Below are 17,424 nucleotides of genomic sequence, written 5' to 3'. Positions count from 1 at the left end.
CTCTGCACAGGACAAATGCTTTGACAGCGTTATGATTTCGTAGCGGTTTAGATCATCTGCATCCACTTCACACTCAACCCCAGTACTTTTCTATGACCTCCAGCCTTCGTTTTCTTATGTGTCCTCCTGACCACTACGACGTGGATTATGTGATCAATCCCTGGATGGAGGGCAACATTCACAAATCGTCTCGTGATCGTGCCGTCGAGCAGTGGCAAAAATTGCATAGTGTCATTCAAAATCACGCGATCGTCGATCTGGTTAAGCCTGAGATTGGCGTTCCGGATATGGTGTTTACGGCCAACGCGGGTTTGGTGCTGGGCAAAACGGTCGTTCTGAGCCGCTTCTTTCACAAAGAGCGTCAGGGAGAAGAACCTTTCTTTAAACAGTGGTTTGAAGATAATGGCTACACCGTTCACGAATTGCCTAAAGATTTGCCCTTTGAAGGAGCCGGAGATGCGCTGCTCGATCGCGAGGGTCGTTGGCTCTGGGCGGGGTATGGCTTCCGTTCAGAATTAGATTCGCATCCTTATTTAGCGAAGTGGTTGGATATCGAAGTCGTTTCTCTGCGGCTGATGGATGAGCGGTTTTATCACCTCGATACTTGCTTCTGTCCGCTTAACAATGGCTATTTGCTTTACTATCCGCCTGCGTTTGATGCGTACTCTAACCGTATGATCGAGATGCGCGTCCCCGAAGCCAAACGGATTCCGATCAGTGAGCCGGATGCAGTCACGTTTGCCTGTAATGCGGTCAACATTGAGGAAGTCGTCATTCTTAACAAGGCCAGCGACGAACTGAGACAACGGCTAACCCAAGCCGGATTTCGCGTGATCGAAACGCCTCTGACCGAATTTCTCAAAGCAGGCGGCGCGTCTAAATGTCTAACGTTGCGCGTCACAGAACCTGTGCGAGTCGAGCTTCATGCGAGTGCGGCGATCGAGAGTCGTACCGTTCGTTTAGACGGGCATTTATTGGATTCGGGGTTGATTAACCAGGCGCTGGATGTGATTGTCGAAGCGGGCGGCAGCTTCCAGGTTCTCAATTTCAATTTGGGCGAACAGCGACAAAGTACCTCATCTGCTGACGTAAAAGTGACGGCTCCCTCCCACGATGTGATGGAAACGATCATGAGTCAGTTGATTGACCTCGGAGCGTTGCCGCCGCCTCAAGAGATGTGTGACTCTCAGCTAGAAGCCGTGATTCAAACTGGGGTGTCGCCGGATGATTTCTATGTGACGACAATCTATCCGACGGAAGTGCGTATCGACTGTCGATGGGTCAAAGTCGAAAAGCAGCGTATGGATGCGGCGATCGTCATTCGTGCGGATGGCTCCCCTCCTGTATGCAAGCTGCTGCGGGATTTAGAAGTGGGCGATCGCGTTGTCGTCGGAGTTGAGGGCATTCGTACCATTCGCAAAACCGAGTCGCGGGAACAGCGCAATACCCAGGAATTTAGCTTTATGGGAGCGGGAGTTTCGAGTGAGCGGCGCGTCGAACTGGTCGTCGAACAAATTGCCTGGGAACTGCGCCAAATCAGAGATCAGGGCGGCAAAGTCGTCGTGACAGCCGGGCCGGTCGTAATTCACACAGGCGGCGGCGAACATCTGGCGCATCTGATTCGAGAAGGCTATGTGCAGGCGCTGTTGGGAGGAAACGCGATCGCCGTTCATGATATGGAGCAGTCAATCATGGGCACTTCTCTCGGCATGGATATGAAGCGGGGCGTTTCGGTTCGGGGGGGGCATCGCCACCATTTGAAAGTGATCAACGCGGTGCGTCGCTGTGGCAGCATCACTCAAGCCGTCGAACAGGGCATCGTCAAAAACGGCATTTTCTACGAATGTGTGCGCCACAAGGTTCCCTTTTCGCTGGCGGGTTCGATCCGCGATGACGGGCCGCTACCTGACACTCAAATGGATCTGATCAAGGCTCAAGAAGACTATACGCGCCTGATTGAGGGAGCCGACATGATTTTGATGCTGTCTTCGATGCTGCACTCGATCGGCGTGGGTAATATGACTCCCGCTGGGGTGAAGATGGTTTGCGTCGATATCAACCCGGCTGTGGTGACGAAATTAAGCGATCGTGGCTCCGTCGAGTCGGTGGGAGTGGTGACGGATGTTGGCCTATTCCTCAGCCTTTTGGTGCAGCAGTTAGATAAGTTGACCAGTCCCTATCATCTGGCTGAAGTCGTGTGAGCCGTTCTTAACTAAGGCTTAGGCTGTTTGTGGAGATCAGCTAGAACCCATCGCTTCTGGTCTCCATTTCTGTATTGAGAACCTGCTTTCTAGCAAAACTCATTTTAGGGATTGCTGACGGCGACGATCGATCCAGCATCTCTCAGAAAATATGCGGATTACTTACCATAATTCAGTGCATATACTGAATCTTTCGGTTCACTCGCTACAAAAGCTTTTGTCTGGATTGATTCTAAAATTCTTTCTCTCAGGCTCATAAGTCTTTCAGAATGTCTGTCTTTAGGCAATTCACAACCCACGCTTTTTAAGGATTCCTGATTTTGTAGGTTGTAGCATTCTATCGGGCTAACTTCTCAAAAAACAATCTTATAAATTAGTCGTAGACAACTACCACAAAAAAGTTTCGGTTAAATAAGTTACATCGGTTTTCGAGGATTACTAGATTAATGAAGTGCTTGTAAACCGACTTTGAAATTGATATTAACCTAACCTTCATCCAGGTACAAAAAAGGGTGTTGCGATCGAGACAGATTTATACTTTGCTAATTAGTCAGTTCTGTGTAGACTAAAGCAATTTTTGAGGATTTTGAACTTAAGGCGCTTGAGCTATTCCCGCTTCTTACACGGCACTACCTTTAGGTAGAATAAGTATACGGGGATGCTACAGTGTCAACCAATACCACTGCTGCTCTTGTAGACACCGAATCGATTTTTCTAATCCTTTAGAGTTGCTAAAAAATCTAACGATTTTAAAATCGAACCTGTCTGTATTCGCTACAAAAAATCTACCTAGAGTCGAACGATCGAAGGCTCATAAAAAAGGATGAATCATCTGGCAGAAGGTGTGTTTCTTTCCGTCTCTTTACGAGGTTGAAGAAATTCTCAATCATTCAAAGATGAGTGTTATTACGGTACTAAATCAACAATTGCTCCTCTATAACTATCGATAAGCGCTCTTACAGAAGGGAATTTGTGGTCTATTTCAAGGCATTAAGCCAACGTTTTGTACGACCCAAAATTTCCAACTTTCTAACACGGTTCAGCTATCTTGCTGATCTGAATTTCATCCTGAAGATGCTAGGTTTGGTTAAATGAAAGAACTGTTTACTTTTGATTGCTTAAAATAAAGCGATTCGATCTAGACGCTTCGCCAAACCTGATTTGAAACTGTTATCCAATTGCAGCGTAATAGGGACTGCTTTCATACGATGAAGTACGATTCCTTGGACTACAAGCCTACGAATCATGAGGTGGGTGTTTACGAGTGTGAGATTCACCTCAAATTTAGGCTCGTTGAGGAGAAAGGGGCACTGAAAGACCGGGAACAACTCCTGGAAATTCTAATTGATGCGTTCACTTGCGGAAGTGACGAATATATGGAACCGCTTCAGGTTGAGGTCGAGGCACAAGAAATTTCCGAAATTGAAGCCTCACCCCAAATGCGTCGCCAATTGATTCGCCTGCGGAACGCCAAAGATTAGATCGAGAAGAGGGCGCGATCGAGACGGATGAGTTCCCCGTTTCTCTCCTGTCCTCTTCTCAATTGCAACAAGTCTCGATTGATCGCAGAATAGAAGCAGTTGCCTCACTCCTTGACTGCGATGATCACTGCTTTAGCTGACACCAAAAATCTTCTCTCTGATCTGATCAAGCGCTACGGTTCTCAAGTTGACCATCTAGCGATCCGTCTAGAGTCCGCCGAAGGAACTGATATCTTGCTCAGAGGAAACAAAATTGAAACCCTGAGCGAAGGGATCTCTTTGGGCGGGCAGGTGAGAGCTTGCTACAAGGGCGGCTGGGGATTTGCCAGCTTTAACCAGCTTGCGACGCTGGCGGATCGGATCGAGGAAGCGATCGCCGCTGCTCGAATTGTAGGCTGTGACGAAACGATTCTTGCGCCCATTACGCCCATCCAGGATATTTGCACCTTGCCGCTCACAGGCACCGATCCCCGACAAATTACGCTAGCTCGCAAGAAAACACTTTGTCAATACTACGGCGAGATTCTGCGAAGCGTCGATCCGAAAATTGCTACGATTTCGGTTCGGTATGGCGACAGTGCCCAGAAAATTGTTTTAGCGACATCCGAAGGCACCCTGATCGAGCAGTCCTGGGTAGACATTGAGATGCGATTTGCGGCGACGGCTCGTGATGGCGAAACAGTGCAAACGGGACGAGAAACGATCGGCTCCCGTAAAGCCTACGAAGATCTGGAAGGATTAGACGAGCAGGTTCATCAAGCGGCACAGCGATCGGTGCAGTCCCTCTCCCTGCCGCCTGTCAAGGGCAACACTTACACCGTTGTCATTGATCCCATTCTCACTGGACTGTTTGTGCATGAAGCGTTTGGGCATCTCTCAGAAGCAGATATGGCCTATGAGAATCCTGATTTGCTGGAAGTGATGAGTCTGGGACGGCAGTTTGGCCCGTCTGAGTTGCAGATTTTTGATGGCGCGGCGATCCCTGAGCATCGAGGCAGCTATTTTTACGATGATGAAGGTGTAGCAGCGACGACGACTCAGCTAATGACCGATGGCGTTCTCACTGGGAGACTACACTCACGCGAGACGGCTGGCAAACTGGGGGAAACGCCGACCGGAAACGCCCGCTGCTTGAACTATCACTATCCACCGATCGTCCGTATGACTAACACTTGGATCGAGCGAGGCAAGACACCTGTGCAAGATCTCTTCAACGACATTCAAGAAGGCGTATATGCCCGCAACTGGCTCGGCGGTATGACCAATGGCGAGATGTTTACTTTTACAGCAGGGGAAGCGTGGATGATTCGCAACGGCAAAATTGCTGAACCTGTGCGAGACGTGACGCTTTCTGGAAATGCCTTTAAGACGCTGGCAGACATCGAAGCGATCGGGGATGACTTTTATTGGGATGAGTCGGGCGGCTGTGGCAAAGGAGGGCAGAGCGGTTTAGCCGTGGGATGTGGTGGCCCAAGCTTGCGGATTCGAGATGTGGTGGTGGGGGGAGAAGCGATCGAAGAGTAGTGTCCCCAATCTCAAAACTCGTCTTTTTCTTCGACCTCTTTTTCTTCGCCAGGGAGTCTGCCACGTCGTTTGCGGGCTTCCATTGCACGTTCTAGTAAGGTTAGCAGTCCAGGGGCTTCTTCTTGCAGCGTGAGGAGGAGCCGTTCGCCTTCTTCTATGTCACCGGGGTCTTCTCCCGTTTCCATAACGGCTTTGAGTCGGGGGAGGGCGAGTTCGTCAACCAGTTGCACCAGACTATGGAGACATCGATTAAACTGTCGCTCAGTCAGTATGGAGTCTTCTAGCGGAAACTCAATAATGGCGCGAATTTCTCCATCGGAGGGATCGTACTCCCATTGCAGCATTTTGGTTTCCCATGAAATACAGAGCATGGTCTGGAGAATGGCATCTTTGTGTGGGTGATCCTTTACGCCAGCCAGCACACGAGGGGCAAATAGCTCAAAAAATTCTCCGTCTTCATCCAATTGGATCACGATGAGAAAATCTTCGATGTTTTCACCATAAACGCCAGTGAGAATGCGGCACTCTTCGGGATCAAGTCGATATTTCCAGCCTTTTTTAGTCAAGTAAGTGGCGATCTGTTCTAGCGTTGTGCCCATAGAGTCGTGAGGGATGAGGGATGAGGGATGAGGGATGAGGGATGAGGGATGAGGGATGAGGGATGAGGATTGTTTTTGCTGGTTACTCGACCGTGGAGGCAATCAGGAGTTTCTAGCCAGTTGGAGTAAAAACCTAGCCCAGTGTAGCTGTCGGATGTGGCGTGGTGTCAAGCTGAGAATGGCGGAGGTGTGGCTGCTTCCGACTTTAGCGCTAAGGCCGAGTCTACCTGTTTTAGCAAATTCTCCAGGGTTGAGGAGTTATCTAGGGTGATAGTTGCTTGATGACATTTCTCAGCGATCGCCATTTGGCTGTCAATTCTCGCTTGTGCCTGTTTTCTAGTCAGGCCGCGCTCAATAAGTCGTTGAATCTGTTGCTCTAAGGGGCAAGACACGACCCAAATTTCTGTTACCAAATCGGTCATTTGCGCCTCAAATAGTAAAGGAATCACCAGCACGATCGTTCCAAATTTTTGAATCAAGCGATCGCGCTCTTGAGTGAGAACTTGCCGTACATGGGGATGAATCTGCTGGTCAAGCCAGATGCGTTCTGAAGGTTGGTTGAAAATGATTTCGGCGAGTTGAGTGCGATCGAGCGTGCTATCTGAGCGCAAAATTTTGGAACTGTAGCGATCGACGATTTTCTCTAGGATTGGGCTTCCAGGCTGGACGGCATCTCTGGCATACAGGTCAGCATCTAAAATTGGCAGATGATTTTGGGCGAGGTAGTTAGAGACGGTGGTTTTGCCCATGCCAATACCTCCTGTTAAGCCAATGATGCGCGGTGACGTGACCCAGCGATTCATTTGAAAACTTACCTGTCTGTCGATCGATTCGCTTCTAGTGTAGACTCCAGACTGGAGGAGCGCGTCACATGAAAGCCTTTTCGCATTACTTAATTTTGCTGGTTGCCATTCTCATTGGGGCTGTCTTGAGATTTTGGAATCTGGATGCCAAGCCACTTTGGATGGATGAAGTGATCACAGCGCTCTTTAGCTTTGGGCGAAATTATTACGACGTGCCGCTTGAGAAAGTAGTTTCGCTGAATGCGATCGAGCAGGTGTTTACCTTCAGATCCGATTCCACTTGCGCTGACATTGCTCAAACGATCTCTGTACAGTCCGTTCATCCGCCTTTGTTTTTTTGTTGGTTACACAACTGGCTTGGATTGTTGCAGTCTGATTCGTGGGTGTGGAATGTGCGATCGCTCCCAGCATTGTCCGGAGTGTTTCTAGTTGCTGCACTTTACTATCTAAATCGCGTTGCTTTTTCCATTCCAGCAGGGTTGTCCGCAGCGTTTGTGATGGCGGTGTCTCCATTTGCAGTTTATCTTTCTCAAGAAGCGCGTCACTACACGATTCCAATGTTGCTAATCACAGTGTCGCTGGTGGGACTGGTGCGAATTGGACAAGACCTGCGATCGCGCCCACAAAACTGGGGAGTCTGGCTGGGATGGGTCGTTGCGAACAGCGTCGGATTTTATGTCCATTATTTTTTTATTTTGGCGACGATCGCTCAAATTCTCACGCTGATTGTGCTGCTCAAGCTCACTCATTCCCGACACTCTATTCTTCCTTTGATTTTGGCGGTTGGAGGAATTGGACTCACTTATCTTCCCTGGCTACCAACTTTTGTCAGTCATTTTAGTCGCCCCGAAACCGATTGGTTGCAGTCTACTCAGCCTATTTGGATACAAGCGATCGCGCCGCTCTATCAATTAGCTGCCGGATGGTTGTTGATGACGATCGCGCTACCTGTCGAGAATCAACCACTTTGGGTAGCCATTCCGTCTGCGCTGTTGATGTTGCTGTTTGGCGGTTGGGTGGTATGGCGAGTGTCAAGGGGAATAAAACGACTTTGGAATGCCCCAGACACCCATTGGGAAACGCTGATACTAACGACTTTTGTCATGGCAGTGTTAATAGAATTTCTGGCGATCGTGTACGGCTTGGGCAAAGATATTACACAGGTTCCCCGCTACAATTTCATCTACTATCCAGCTATCTGTGCCTTGTTGGGCGCAAGTCTAGTTGCAAAACGCACCGACCAATTTAGAAGCCCGCCTCACTCCTCACTCCTCACCCCTCACTTCTCACTCCTCACCCTGCTAATCGTCGGTTTCATCAGTTGTGGATTTGTAGTCAACGATCGCGTCTTTCTCAAGCCCTATCATCCCCAACAAGTCGCTTCAAGTATGCTCACGTCTGGTTCATCGGTCGTTGTCATGGCCTATGAGGATTTTCAAGAGATTGCGTTGGGTTTGAGTTTTGCGTTGGCGTTGGAGCGACCCTTGACAAATGACTCGAAGAGACCGCCCCATTCCGATCGCACGAATTTTGCTTTTTTGGGGCGATCGACACAAAGTTACGAATCATTTTGGCGCAAATTGCCAACCCTCAAAACTGAGATAATTCCACAAAATTTATGGTTGATCGCTCCTGGGCTGAGGAAATCAGACTTTCCGACTCAACTTTCTCTCAATTCAACGCTTTGTCAGATTGATCTCGATCGCTACTACCGAGTGGGTGTTCCTTATCAAGGCTATCGATGCGAAAGTGAGCCGTAGAAAATCACATCGATTACCGCAGTAGAACACGACTTCGAGGGCCAACTGGAGACGCTTTCTGAAACTCTAAGACGACTCGATTGACTTCAAAAAATTGATTGCTGCGGTAGACACTTCCTACATCAATAGGAGAAGCCTGAGAAACTGAATTAGTAGCTGGGTTGCTAATAGAAATTGGATTGCTGACAGGATTTAGATTGCTGATAGGAAGCGGATTGCTAATAAGAGGCGGATTGCTGATGGGAGGCGTTCCGCTGGGGGAAATCGGAGCTAATCCACTCGGTATCGTAATAGTCAACTGAACGGGCATATTATTCACCGGATACGAGAAGACGGTTGGCTGGGGAGCAATTTGAGGCGTTGCCTGCAAGTTGTATTGTGACCGAAAATCAAACACGGTTGGACTCGAACCGCCGTTACGATCGCTATATCGTGGCCCCTGTCCTCGAATGTTAAAGGTGCCTTGATATTGTTGTCCGGTTTGGGGATCGGTTGCTGTTCCAGTATATTGACCCTGCACCACAAATTCGTCCTGAATGTTGCCGTGAAATTTAACAGGGGCGACATTGTTCGATCGCTGAATTAGCTGCAATTCGCCATTGGATAGAACTGGAGATAAAAGCGTTCCATCGGTTGAGACTACCGGAATGCCTCGAAAATCGACAAAATATCGCCCGTTGCTATCCATTCGCACCAGATTGGGATTGATGTCTTGAGCCGAGAAAACCAGCACTCCATTGCGAAAATAACGCCCCTGACTATCTGTGTCTACTCGCGTGGTTCCTTGATTAAAATTGGGATTCCGGCTAGGTGGTGTGATTGTTCCGCTGACGGTTCCGGTACTGTTAATCGTGACTTGTGCCACTGCGTTGAAGGGAATGAGTGCGATCGCGATTCCATTCCCAATCATCCAAGCATATTTGAACATTTTTGTTTGCATGATCATTCTTGATAAAAAACTAGAATCGAAATGTGGCTCGTAGTGCCCCGATCATTAACGTGTCGTTGGCGGCATTGTGACCGGGATTGAAGACAACCAGCACACCCGGAGTCAGGTCGATCGCAGGGCTTAACCTGGCTCGATAAAACAGTTCCAGGTGAAGTGCGCTGTCAGGCTGTCCCCCAGATTCGCCGTCAATGCTAAATCGCGGAAAGTTGTAGCCAGAAGGTAGCGTGCTTGAGGTAATTTTAGGCGGCTGGCCCACCAAAATGCCCCCCAAATTGCCCGGTGCAAACAGATCAGGAAAGGCAGAAAAGACCATCCAGTTTGTCGTTTTGACCGAGCCTGAAACATTCGCCGCTGATGAAGTTGTCCAACCGCCCCAACCGCCGATCGTCCATTTGGGATTGACGCGCCAGGCGACGGTTGCTCCGACTGCATGAGTGTTAAATTCGCTGTGGGTGGGGGCAAAGGGTGACAGCAGTTGAGAATCGCCAACCCCGTTGCCCAAAAAGCCGTCGGGCGAGTGAGAAAACAAGTAATTGATGCCAACCTCGATCGTATTTGTCGGCGCGATCGACAGTTGAACCCCGGCTGTGTAGCGTCCGCCAAACAATCCGCCCTGCCGTTTGTCCCCTGCAAAAGCGGGCATTTCTGCACTATAAACTCCCTGCAAACTGACGCGACGAGCAATCTGCCAGTCAAATCCGATGCCTCCGGTGCCACTGCCGATCGTCAAAATGGGATTGCGCTGGCCCAACAGTGATAAGGCTCCGTCGCCCGACCCTTCGAGCGGATTGATCCCCCGAAAGGTATTGGCCGCATTCACTCCGGCCGGCCCGACCACGATGCCAAACCGATCGCTGAGGGGAAACCGATACGATAAGTCACTGAGGACTAGCTGATTGTCTAGTTCTGACTCGTAGGCGAGCCGTCCCATATTGGTTGAGAGTTGGGGAGCGGACGATCGCAAGTTTCCGGTTTGCAGTCCTGTGAGCAGTAAATCATTGCCGCGAAAGGAGGTGGCAAGTGAGATTTCGACGTGATTGCTGAAGGTGATCTCAGACTTGCCGCTGCGCTCTTGGATGCCATCGCGAGGAAACAAATCGGCTCCGACTTCATTGCTGCCGTGGACTGAGAAAATCGCCTGACCAAACAAGCGGGTTGTGGTCGAAAACTGATTTTTTTCTAGCGCCACTGTTCGCGTTTCCAGGGCATCCAGTTGACCCCGCAGGCTGGCTAATTCTGCCGCAAATTCTTCTTGTAGTTTTTGCAGCGTGATCAGATCTTCTCGTTTGACTTGATCATCAGAAGTGCTGGCGATCAATTCATTCACTCGACTCAGACAAGCATTCAATCCAGCCGCAAATTCATATCGAGTCAGGGCCCGTTGCGAAGCAGTTCCCCCTCTGGGGTAAACGCCGCGAAAGGTTTTGTCAGAATAGCCCTCAATGCATCCGTATCGCTCGACGAGGGTTTGTAGCGATTGGAACGCCCAATCGATCGGCTGTACATCTGCAAGTTGAGAGACAGAATTGACCTGCGCCATTGATGGCTCGTCGTCTAGCTTTTGAGCGGATAAGCCAACAGCAGGTAAGACAGGCGAGGAAACTTCTGGAGGAGTAGACAAATTTTCTGGAGGGTTTGAGAGGATTGAAGCTTCTAGATTGGAGGCGATCGCAGATTCAGTCTTCTCTGATTTGACCGCAGTAGAACTTTCTGAGACTTCTGGCAAAGTGGATGAATCCTCCTCACTGAAAGACTTTTGCTCTACAGTTGCCTGATTTTCTTCTAGGCGTGTTTCTGCTTCCTGGGCTGCTTTTTGACTAAACTCTGGCTGAATCTCCCGCTCTGGCGAAACAGATGGCGCGACTTCGGACGGCTGCACTTGAATAGGAACAACCTGAGACAGCGCGATCGTCGGCTGATTTTGAGCCTGATTGGGATCGAGTCTGGGCTGTTGTGAAGTCGCTAATGTAGCAATCAATCCAAAGTCCGTCATTGCAGTGGGGTTGTAGTTTGACCTTATTCTTATACTTAGAAACTTGTATCAATCAGCACGATATTCTCGCTTGACACTGAAGTTGGGCGTTTCTACGGATAGGTCAATTGACATAATTGGCATTTTCAACCTCTCACCGCTGGTAGATGCCTGACGAGGTAGATATTTATACGGTGGGGTGGGAAAAAGTAGAAGAGAGTGTAAGCTGTGCAAATATTTATTCCAAAAAAATTAAGTGCTGGACGGTTGGCGATGTCGATCGCGCTGTTAATTCCTGTGATGGCATCCTGTGCGTCAGAGATGGTTAAAGCCCCGGCTGATACTTCTCCGACTCCAGCGCAGAATGCCCCTGCGATCGCTCCGACTACACCCCCCACCATTAGCGCGTCGCCAACTAACAAGACATCGGGCGAGACATCGGGCAGCATTGTGGATGTGGCCTCTGCTAACCCTTCGTTAAAGATGATGACGGCGGCAATTCAAGCAGCAGGGCTAACTTCAACTTTGCAAGGAAAGGGGCCGTATACGGTATTTGCGCCCACTGACCAGGCGTTTGCGTCCGTTCCGGCGGCGACTCGGCAACGGGTTCTACAACCTGAAAATCGCGCAATTTTGACTCGCATTCTGACCTATCACGTTGTTCCGGGTGAGATTACTTCTAGCCAGTTGAAGTCAGGAGATGTGAAAACGGTTGAAGGTAAAACGATCGATATTCAAGTCAAGTCAGCCCAAGTGACGGTGAATGAAGCAAAGGTGACACAGCCTGATATTCGAGCCAACAATGGTGTGATTCATGTGGTCGATCGGATTATCATTCCCCCTGACGTAAACCTGTAGATTTAATTTGGGAATAGTTATAGAGAGGAAACGAAACAAATAGGGGCGGTTGAAACCGCAGCTAAGAGAACGAAGTCCGCCTTCGCGGGCTAAAGGATAGGGAAGTGTGAGACGTAACTTTACACAGTTGTATGTGCATCTGGTGTGGGCAACGTGGGATCGATTGCCACTCATCACACCAGACGTTCAAGAAGCACTTTATAACCTGATTGTGTATGAGTGTGAGCAGATGGAATGTCAGATCATCGCGATCGGGGGTATTGAAGATCATATGCATTTGCTAACCGGGTTTTCTTCAAGTTTGGCGATCGCTACCCTTGTCAAACAGATCAAAGGAAGTTCGTCTCACTGTATGACGCATCAGACGAAACCAGGTAACTTTTTTAAGTGGCAAGGAAGTTATGCTGCATTCACAGTCAATCCACAAGACCTTAACCCTGTTGCTGCCTACATTCACAATCAAGCCAATCACCATCGTCAACGGACGGACATTTCTTCCTGGGAAATCCCGATATCTAACTGACCAATAGAGCGTTCTAACCTGCGAAGGCGGGTTTTGTTCTCTTAGCCGCGGTTTCAACCGCCAGGTTATTTTGAAATTTACTTGACGCGAACCAAAAATCCCGATATTCTCTCAGATTAAGGTTGCCTTTTCGTCGCGATGAGGCAACTCGATCGCCCAAAAAATCTAGTCTGTCGCCGCCCAAGATTGCTGACAACAACCAAGGGCAGCTAACCCGCAGGACTGTGATCCCCAGTCTAGAGGGCTAATGGAGGATCTTATCACTCCCATAGCCGCTCTGACTTGTCATGCTTGTCGGGGTGGCTAGTTTTTTGGGTTTTCTTGCAAAACCTAAGATGGAGTCAATCCTCATGGCCGAAGCTATTTTGAACGCAGGGTTCTGGCTTTGCGATTTCGCCTACGCAATTTTAGAAGCGATTCAAGAACGCTATTTTCCCGAATCCATTCCCAAAGTAACGCTGGTGGTCAGGCATCCCCAAACGTCCCTCAAGCTCCAGGACATTCTCGCCGAGTTTGAGATTCCCCAAAGATCTCCCACCTTTGAGTCGCTCCGCATTTTGATCATCAGTTCTCCTGGTGGCGTGACCGAGACGATTCACAACCTACACGCAAGGGGATTTGCCGAAGTCAATGATTGGAGTGCTTTGCTGCCTGCCCCCGTGCCCGGAGAAGTGATGAGCATTCTCAGTCGGCAGCGTCAACGCTTGTAAGTAGCTGACGGTTAGAAGCCGCCTCTACCCAAACAAAGTCTACCTTCGTAAACTAGCAGTGTTTAACCCGCGAAGGTAGGTTTTGTTCTCTTAGGATCGTGAATTAAACAACCTGTAATTCTCGCGGTTTCGCTTCGTTTGATTCGGCTTCTGCCCCCTAAATCCCCCAAATTTGGGGGACTTTGAACCGCGAAACTGCCTTAAATTCTAGAATTTCTGCTTTCTCAAAGTCCCCCAGAATGGGGGATTTAGGGGGCGAAGTCGCTTGGCAATAAACGATCTTATTTAATTCGCGATCCTTAGCTGCGGTTTTAACCACCAGGTTGATTGTTTCAAGGTCTGAGTTGATCTGACCCATCTCACGCCTACCAATTATTCCTTATAGCAGCGCCTCAAGTTTTTTTGTAATTTGTCAACTTGATGGTAAAAATGACGGAGATTACAAGTCACCTGAAAAGCCGTGTTTCGTTTTTTTACTAAATTAGATTACCTGCTGCGAGAAACGCTCCTAGGATTGCAGCGCGGCGGCTGGATGAATTGGGCCGCCATCAGCACCGTCACCGTTTTGCTGTTTTTGTTTGGCATCGGACTGCAAACTTCGTGGCAACTAGAAGGATTACTCAATCAGTTTGGCAGCCAGTTAGAAGTCTCGGTCTATCTCGACACGGGCGTGGGCGCAGAAACCCTCAAGCCGATCGTCGAAAAAATCCCCGAAGTCGCCGCCGTTCAGAGCATTCCTAAAGAAACAGCCTGGACGAATTTAGTTAAAGAATTGGGCATTTCTGACCTCAAAGATGTGACCCAGCAGCTAGAAGGCAACCCGCTCGTCGATGAGCTAAAGGTCAAGGCAAAGTCTTCTGAACAGGTGCCCTCGCTTGCCAAAAAGTTGAAAGCGCTGGGCGGCGTGGACAATGTGCAATATGTCGATGAAGCGGTCAAGCAAATTGCTCAACTCAATCGCGGACTAAATTGGGTCAGCTTGGCGATTACGGGCATGTTGACGCTGACCTCGATGGCGGTGATTAATACGACGATTCGGTTAATTGTCATGGCTCGTCGCCGCGAGATTGAAGTCATGCAATTAGTTGGCGCAACCGCTAGCTGGATTTATTTTCCGTTTATTCTTCAGGGCGTGACGTTTGGTGTGGTGGGCGCGACGATCGCCTGGGGGTTTATCCGCAGTGTCGAACAATTTTTGCAAAACCAACTGTCTCAGCAAGCCGACTTTGTGCAGTTTTTGACCACAGGGTTGCAGCTTAAACCAGAGAATGCGATCGCGCTCCCTCTGATCCTGTTGGGGTTTGGGGGCTTTATAGGATTGTTGGGCAGTCTGTTTGCTGTGCGTCGTTTTTCGACTCGTTGATCGGTTTCGCACTAATGGTCAATTTTCCAACAGTATTGGGCTGCGCTGTCGATCGATTGCGTCATCAAAAGTTCGGTGATGTGGTTGGCGGATAGCGGCGGCGAGAAGAGATAGCCCTGAATCTGATCACACTGCATGGTTTGAAGCGGTTCGAGTTGAGCGATCGTTTCTACCCCTTCGGCCACGACATCCATTCCCAGTTTGTGGGCGAGGACGATGATCGCTTCTACGATCGCCCGATTTTCAGCACTGACATCAAGCTGATGAATAAACGAACTGTCAATTTTGAGTGTGTTAGCCGGAAATCGATGCAGATAACTTAAGGATGAATAGCCCGTGCCAAAGTCATCAACGCTGATTTGAATGCCCAGATGTTTGAGCCGACCCACTTTTGCCCGTGTGACTTCTCCCCGCTGCATAAAAATCGTTTCTGTAATTTCTAGCTTTAGGCTCTGAGGCGGTAACTGCGTCTCGATCAGAATGTGATTAATCTGCTCTAATAAATCAATTTGTAAAAACTGTCTGCCGGATAAATTGACGCTGACTGTGAGCGATCGACAGCCCAAAAATTGCTGTTGCCACACGCTCATTTGAGAACAGGCTTGCTGAAGCACCCAACCGCCCAGTTTAACGATCAGTCCCGTCTCTTCGGCAATGGGAATAAACTTGGCAGGAGAGATCCGTCCTTGAGTCGGATGATTCCACCGAACGAGCGCCTCAAACCCAGTCAAGCAGGCGGTTTGTGAATGCACGATCGGCTGGTAGTAGACTTCAAATTCTTCCCGTTCGATCGCACGTCTCAGATCGGTTTCTAACTGCAATCGCTCAACTGCTTGCGTATGCATGTTGGCATTAAAAATATCATAGCCCGCTTTGCCATTTAATTTAGCGTGATACAAAGCAATATCGGCATTGCGTAAAAAGCTTTCTGGGCGCTTACTGTCGATCGTGCTCAAGACGATTCCAATACTCATGCCAATAAAGATTTCATTCCCATTCACGTTAAAGGGTTGCTCAAACTCTTCTAAAATACGATCTGCAGCTCTCGTAACGTCTGTAATGTCAGTAACTTGATTGAGAAGGATAATAAATTCGTCTCCGCCAAAGCGACCAATGATATCAATCGATCGCAAACACAAACTCAATCGTCTCGCAACTGAGATCAACAACTGATCGCCAATCAAGTGACCCAAGCTATCATTGACAAACTTGAAATGATCCAGATCTAAAAATAGAACCGCAAATAGACTACTGGTAGAATCAGCAGTGGTAATACGGTTGTTTTCTTCATAATGCAGAATGACTTCGTGTAGTTTTTGCTGAAATGAATTGCGATTGAGCAGTCCTGTTAATGCATCGTGAGACGCTGTGTAGACCAGTGTGGTGAATGAAGATTGTAGCTGTCCTGCCATCCGATTAAATGCAGTGGACAACAGAGAAATTTCACTAATTCGAGAGTCCTGAACTCGCTGCTGCCAATCTCCACTCGATAAGGCATTCGCCGTGTTGACCATTCTCAAAATCGGCTCGACGAGCCTTCGGGAGGTCACTGCCCCGATCGCCGAAGCCGCCACCAGCGCCAGCAAGCACAAGAAAATAGTGGCCTGAGTATTATGGTGCGCCACTTCCATAAAATCGGACTCTGGCACCACGACGACAATGAGCCAATCCAAGCCAAAGCGATCGTTCCAGGGACTCACGCTCACAAACTGCTGTACTCCCACGCGCTCAAAGCTAAACTGCTGATTTCCCTGAATTGCATTGAGATTGCCAAAGTGTTGAGATAAGTGTTGTAGCGTCGATCGCGTCACCTCATCTGCACTTTGACTGGCACTTAGCCTTTTGGCTTCCCCGTTGACTACCACAAACGGTTGACCGACTGAACTAGCAACCAGCAACCCATTGCGCTCTATGATAAAGGTTCGACCAGAGGGACTGATTCTCAAACCGCGCAAAAACTCACTGACTTGAGACAGTATCAGATCCACACCGATCACACCCACTAGTTTTTGTGATTTGTCATAGATAGGGTAGCTCGAAGAAATAGATAATACAGTCGGCTTGTCTTGCCATTGATAAATGCGGCTCCAAGTGGGACGGCCCGATTTCACGGCATCTGCATACCAACCTTCGTCATGAATAGAGGCTTGATTGGTCAAAACGGCTTCGAGGCGGGTGCGTCGTCCCTGGCGATCGACTTCATAAACAGAGGTTTTGTCTGGTGATGTTGTACGACTTTCATTGATCAAAAAACTGCCACTGTCGAGTCGCTCAACTCCAATAAATTCGCCTTGCTTGCCGCCAAAATTGATATAACCCACGTTAAAAATTTGCATCTGTTTCCAGAAAAATTGTCCCGTGGTTTTTAGGTCTTTGAGGTTGAGTAATCCCAGTTCGATCGCAGCTAAATTGGTTTGATTAATCTGGTGCGGAATCTGTAAATAGCCATCTAAGTGATGAGAAATCTGATTGCTTGTCTCGGCTTGAAGCTGGCTAGAAAGGTTATGAATCGCTCTTTGATTATTGCGAAGCGAGATCCAACTTGTCAGTCCTACTACAGTTACGATTTGTAAGACAAATGGCAAGACCAAAATCAGGCGTAGCGGGATGCGATGAGGAATCGATGGCGGCTTCAGCATAGGAACGATTCATAAATAATGCGACCCAAAGCGGCACATTTG

At 48.8% G+C, this 17,424-nt stretch carries 13 protein-coding genes; 8 read left to right on the top strand and 5 right to left on the bottom strand.

Annotated features, from left to right (window positions below; all coding sequences use genetic code 11):
• Positions 1-92 precede the first annotated feature (92 nt).
• The 3 genes from argZ to ACJ2PR_RS17095 all read left to right on the top strand — a co-directional run bounded on the left by argZ (position 93) and on the right by ACJ2PR_RS17095 (position 5,206).
• Complete coding sequence (argZ, locus tag ACJ2PR_RS17105; RefSeq protein ID WP_446877894.1) at positions 93-2,201, top strand: bifunctional arginine dihydrolase/ornithine cyclodeaminase; 2,109 nt, start codon at positions 93-95, stop codon at positions 2,199-2,201.
• Positions 2,202-3,409: 1,208 nt separating this feature from the next.
• Entirely contained in the window at positions 3,410-3,682 is a 273-nt protein-coding gene (locus ACJ2PR_RS17100; RefSeq protein WP_446861035.1) for an Npun_R1517 family heterocyst differentiation transcriptional regulator, read from the top strand.
• A 120-nt stretch (positions 3,683-3,802) separates the two neighbouring features.
• On the top strand, positions 3,803-5,206 hold the full coding sequence (locus ACJ2PR_RS17095; protein WP_446877893.1) for a TldD/PmbA family protein: 1,404 nt from the start codon (positions 3,803-3,805) through the stop codon (positions 5,204-5,206).
• 11 nt (positions 5,207-5,217) lie between these two features.
• Here the strand turns inward: ACJ2PR_RS17095 and ACJ2PR_RS17090 are convergent, their stop codons facing one another.
• A complete protein-coding gene (locus tag ACJ2PR_RS17090) occupies positions 5,218-5,805 on the bottom strand; it encodes a hypothetical protein (protein WP_446861037.1) in 588 nt (195 codons plus the stop codon).
• A 167-nt stretch (positions 5,806-5,972) separates the two neighbouring features.
• Complete coding sequence (gene coaE, locus ACJ2PR_RS17085) at positions 5,973-6,608, bottom strand: dephospho-CoA kinase (RefSeq protein ID WP_446877892.1); 636 nt, start codon at positions 6,606-6,608, stop codon at positions 5,973-5,975.
• Positions 6,609-6,676: 68 nt separating this feature from the next.
• On the opposite strand from coaE, the gene ACJ2PR_RS17080 reads away from it, so the two are divergent.
• Positions 6,677-8,368, top strand: a complete 1,692-nt coding sequence (locus ACJ2PR_RS17080) for a glycosyltransferase family 39 protein (protein WP_446877891.1) — start codon at positions 6,677-6,679, stop codon at positions 8,366-8,368.
• A 13-nt stretch (positions 8,369-8,381) separates the two neighbouring features.
• Here ACJ2PR_RS17080 and ACJ2PR_RS17075 read toward each other — a convergent pair whose 3' ends face one another.
• Positions 8,382-9,308: a hypothetical protein gene (locus tag ACJ2PR_RS17075; RefSeq protein ID WP_446877890.1), complete on the bottom strand. Its 927-nt coding sequence runs from the start codon at positions 9,306-9,308 to the stop codon at positions 8,382-8,384.
• A 19-nt stretch (positions 9,309-9,327) separates the two neighbouring features.
• Positions 9,328-11,310, bottom strand: a complete 1,983-nt coding sequence (locus tag ACJ2PR_RS17070) for an iron uptake porin (RefSeq protein ID WP_446877889.1) — start codon at positions 11,308-11,310, stop codon at positions 9,328-9,330.
• A 207-nt stretch (positions 11,311-11,517) separates the two neighbouring features.
• Here ACJ2PR_RS17070 and ACJ2PR_RS17065 point away from each other — a divergent pair, with 207 nt between their 5' ends.
• The 4 genes from ACJ2PR_RS17065 (at position 11,518) to ACJ2PR_RS17050 (ending at position 14,743) form a co-directional block, all read left to right on the top strand.
• Entirely contained in the window at positions 11,518-12,147 is a 630-nt protein-coding gene (locus ACJ2PR_RS17065; RefSeq protein ID WP_446877888.1) for a fasciclin domain-containing protein, read from the top strand.
• A gap of 106 nt (positions 12,148-12,253) precedes the next feature.
• Positions 12,254-12,670, top strand: a complete 417-nt coding sequence (gene tnpA / locus ACJ2PR_RS17060) for an IS200/IS605 family transposase (protein WP_446877887.1) — start codon at positions 12,254-12,256, stop codon at positions 12,668-12,670.
• Positions 12,671-13,005: 335 nt separating this feature from the next.
• On the top strand, positions 13,006-13,380 hold the full coding sequence (locus ACJ2PR_RS17055; RefSeq protein ID WP_446877886.1) for a hypothetical protein: 375 nt from the start codon (positions 13,006-13,008) through the stop codon (positions 13,378-13,380).
• A gap of 460 nt (positions 13,381-13,840) precedes the next feature.
• Positions 13,841-14,743: a cell division protein FtsX gene (locus ACJ2PR_RS17050; protein ID WP_446877885.1), complete on the top strand. Its 903-nt coding sequence runs from the start codon at positions 13,841-13,843 to the stop codon at positions 14,741-14,743.
• Positions 14,744-14,754: 11 nt separating this feature from the next.
• Here the strand turns inward: ACJ2PR_RS17050 and ACJ2PR_RS17045 are convergent, their stop codons facing one another.
• Positions 14,755-17,382 carry a bifunctional diguanylate cyclase/phosphodiesterase gene (locus ACJ2PR_RS17045; RefSeq protein WP_446877884.1) on the bottom strand — a complete coding sequence of 876 codons (2,628 nt, stop codon included), beginning with the start codon at positions 17,380-17,382 and terminating at the stop codon, positions 14,755-14,757.
• Between the last annotated feature and the right edge of the window lie 42 nt (positions 17,383-17,424).

Source organism: Phormidesmis sp. 146-33 (assembly GCF_052939515.1).
This window is presented reverse-complemented; position numbering and strand designations above follow the sequence as displayed.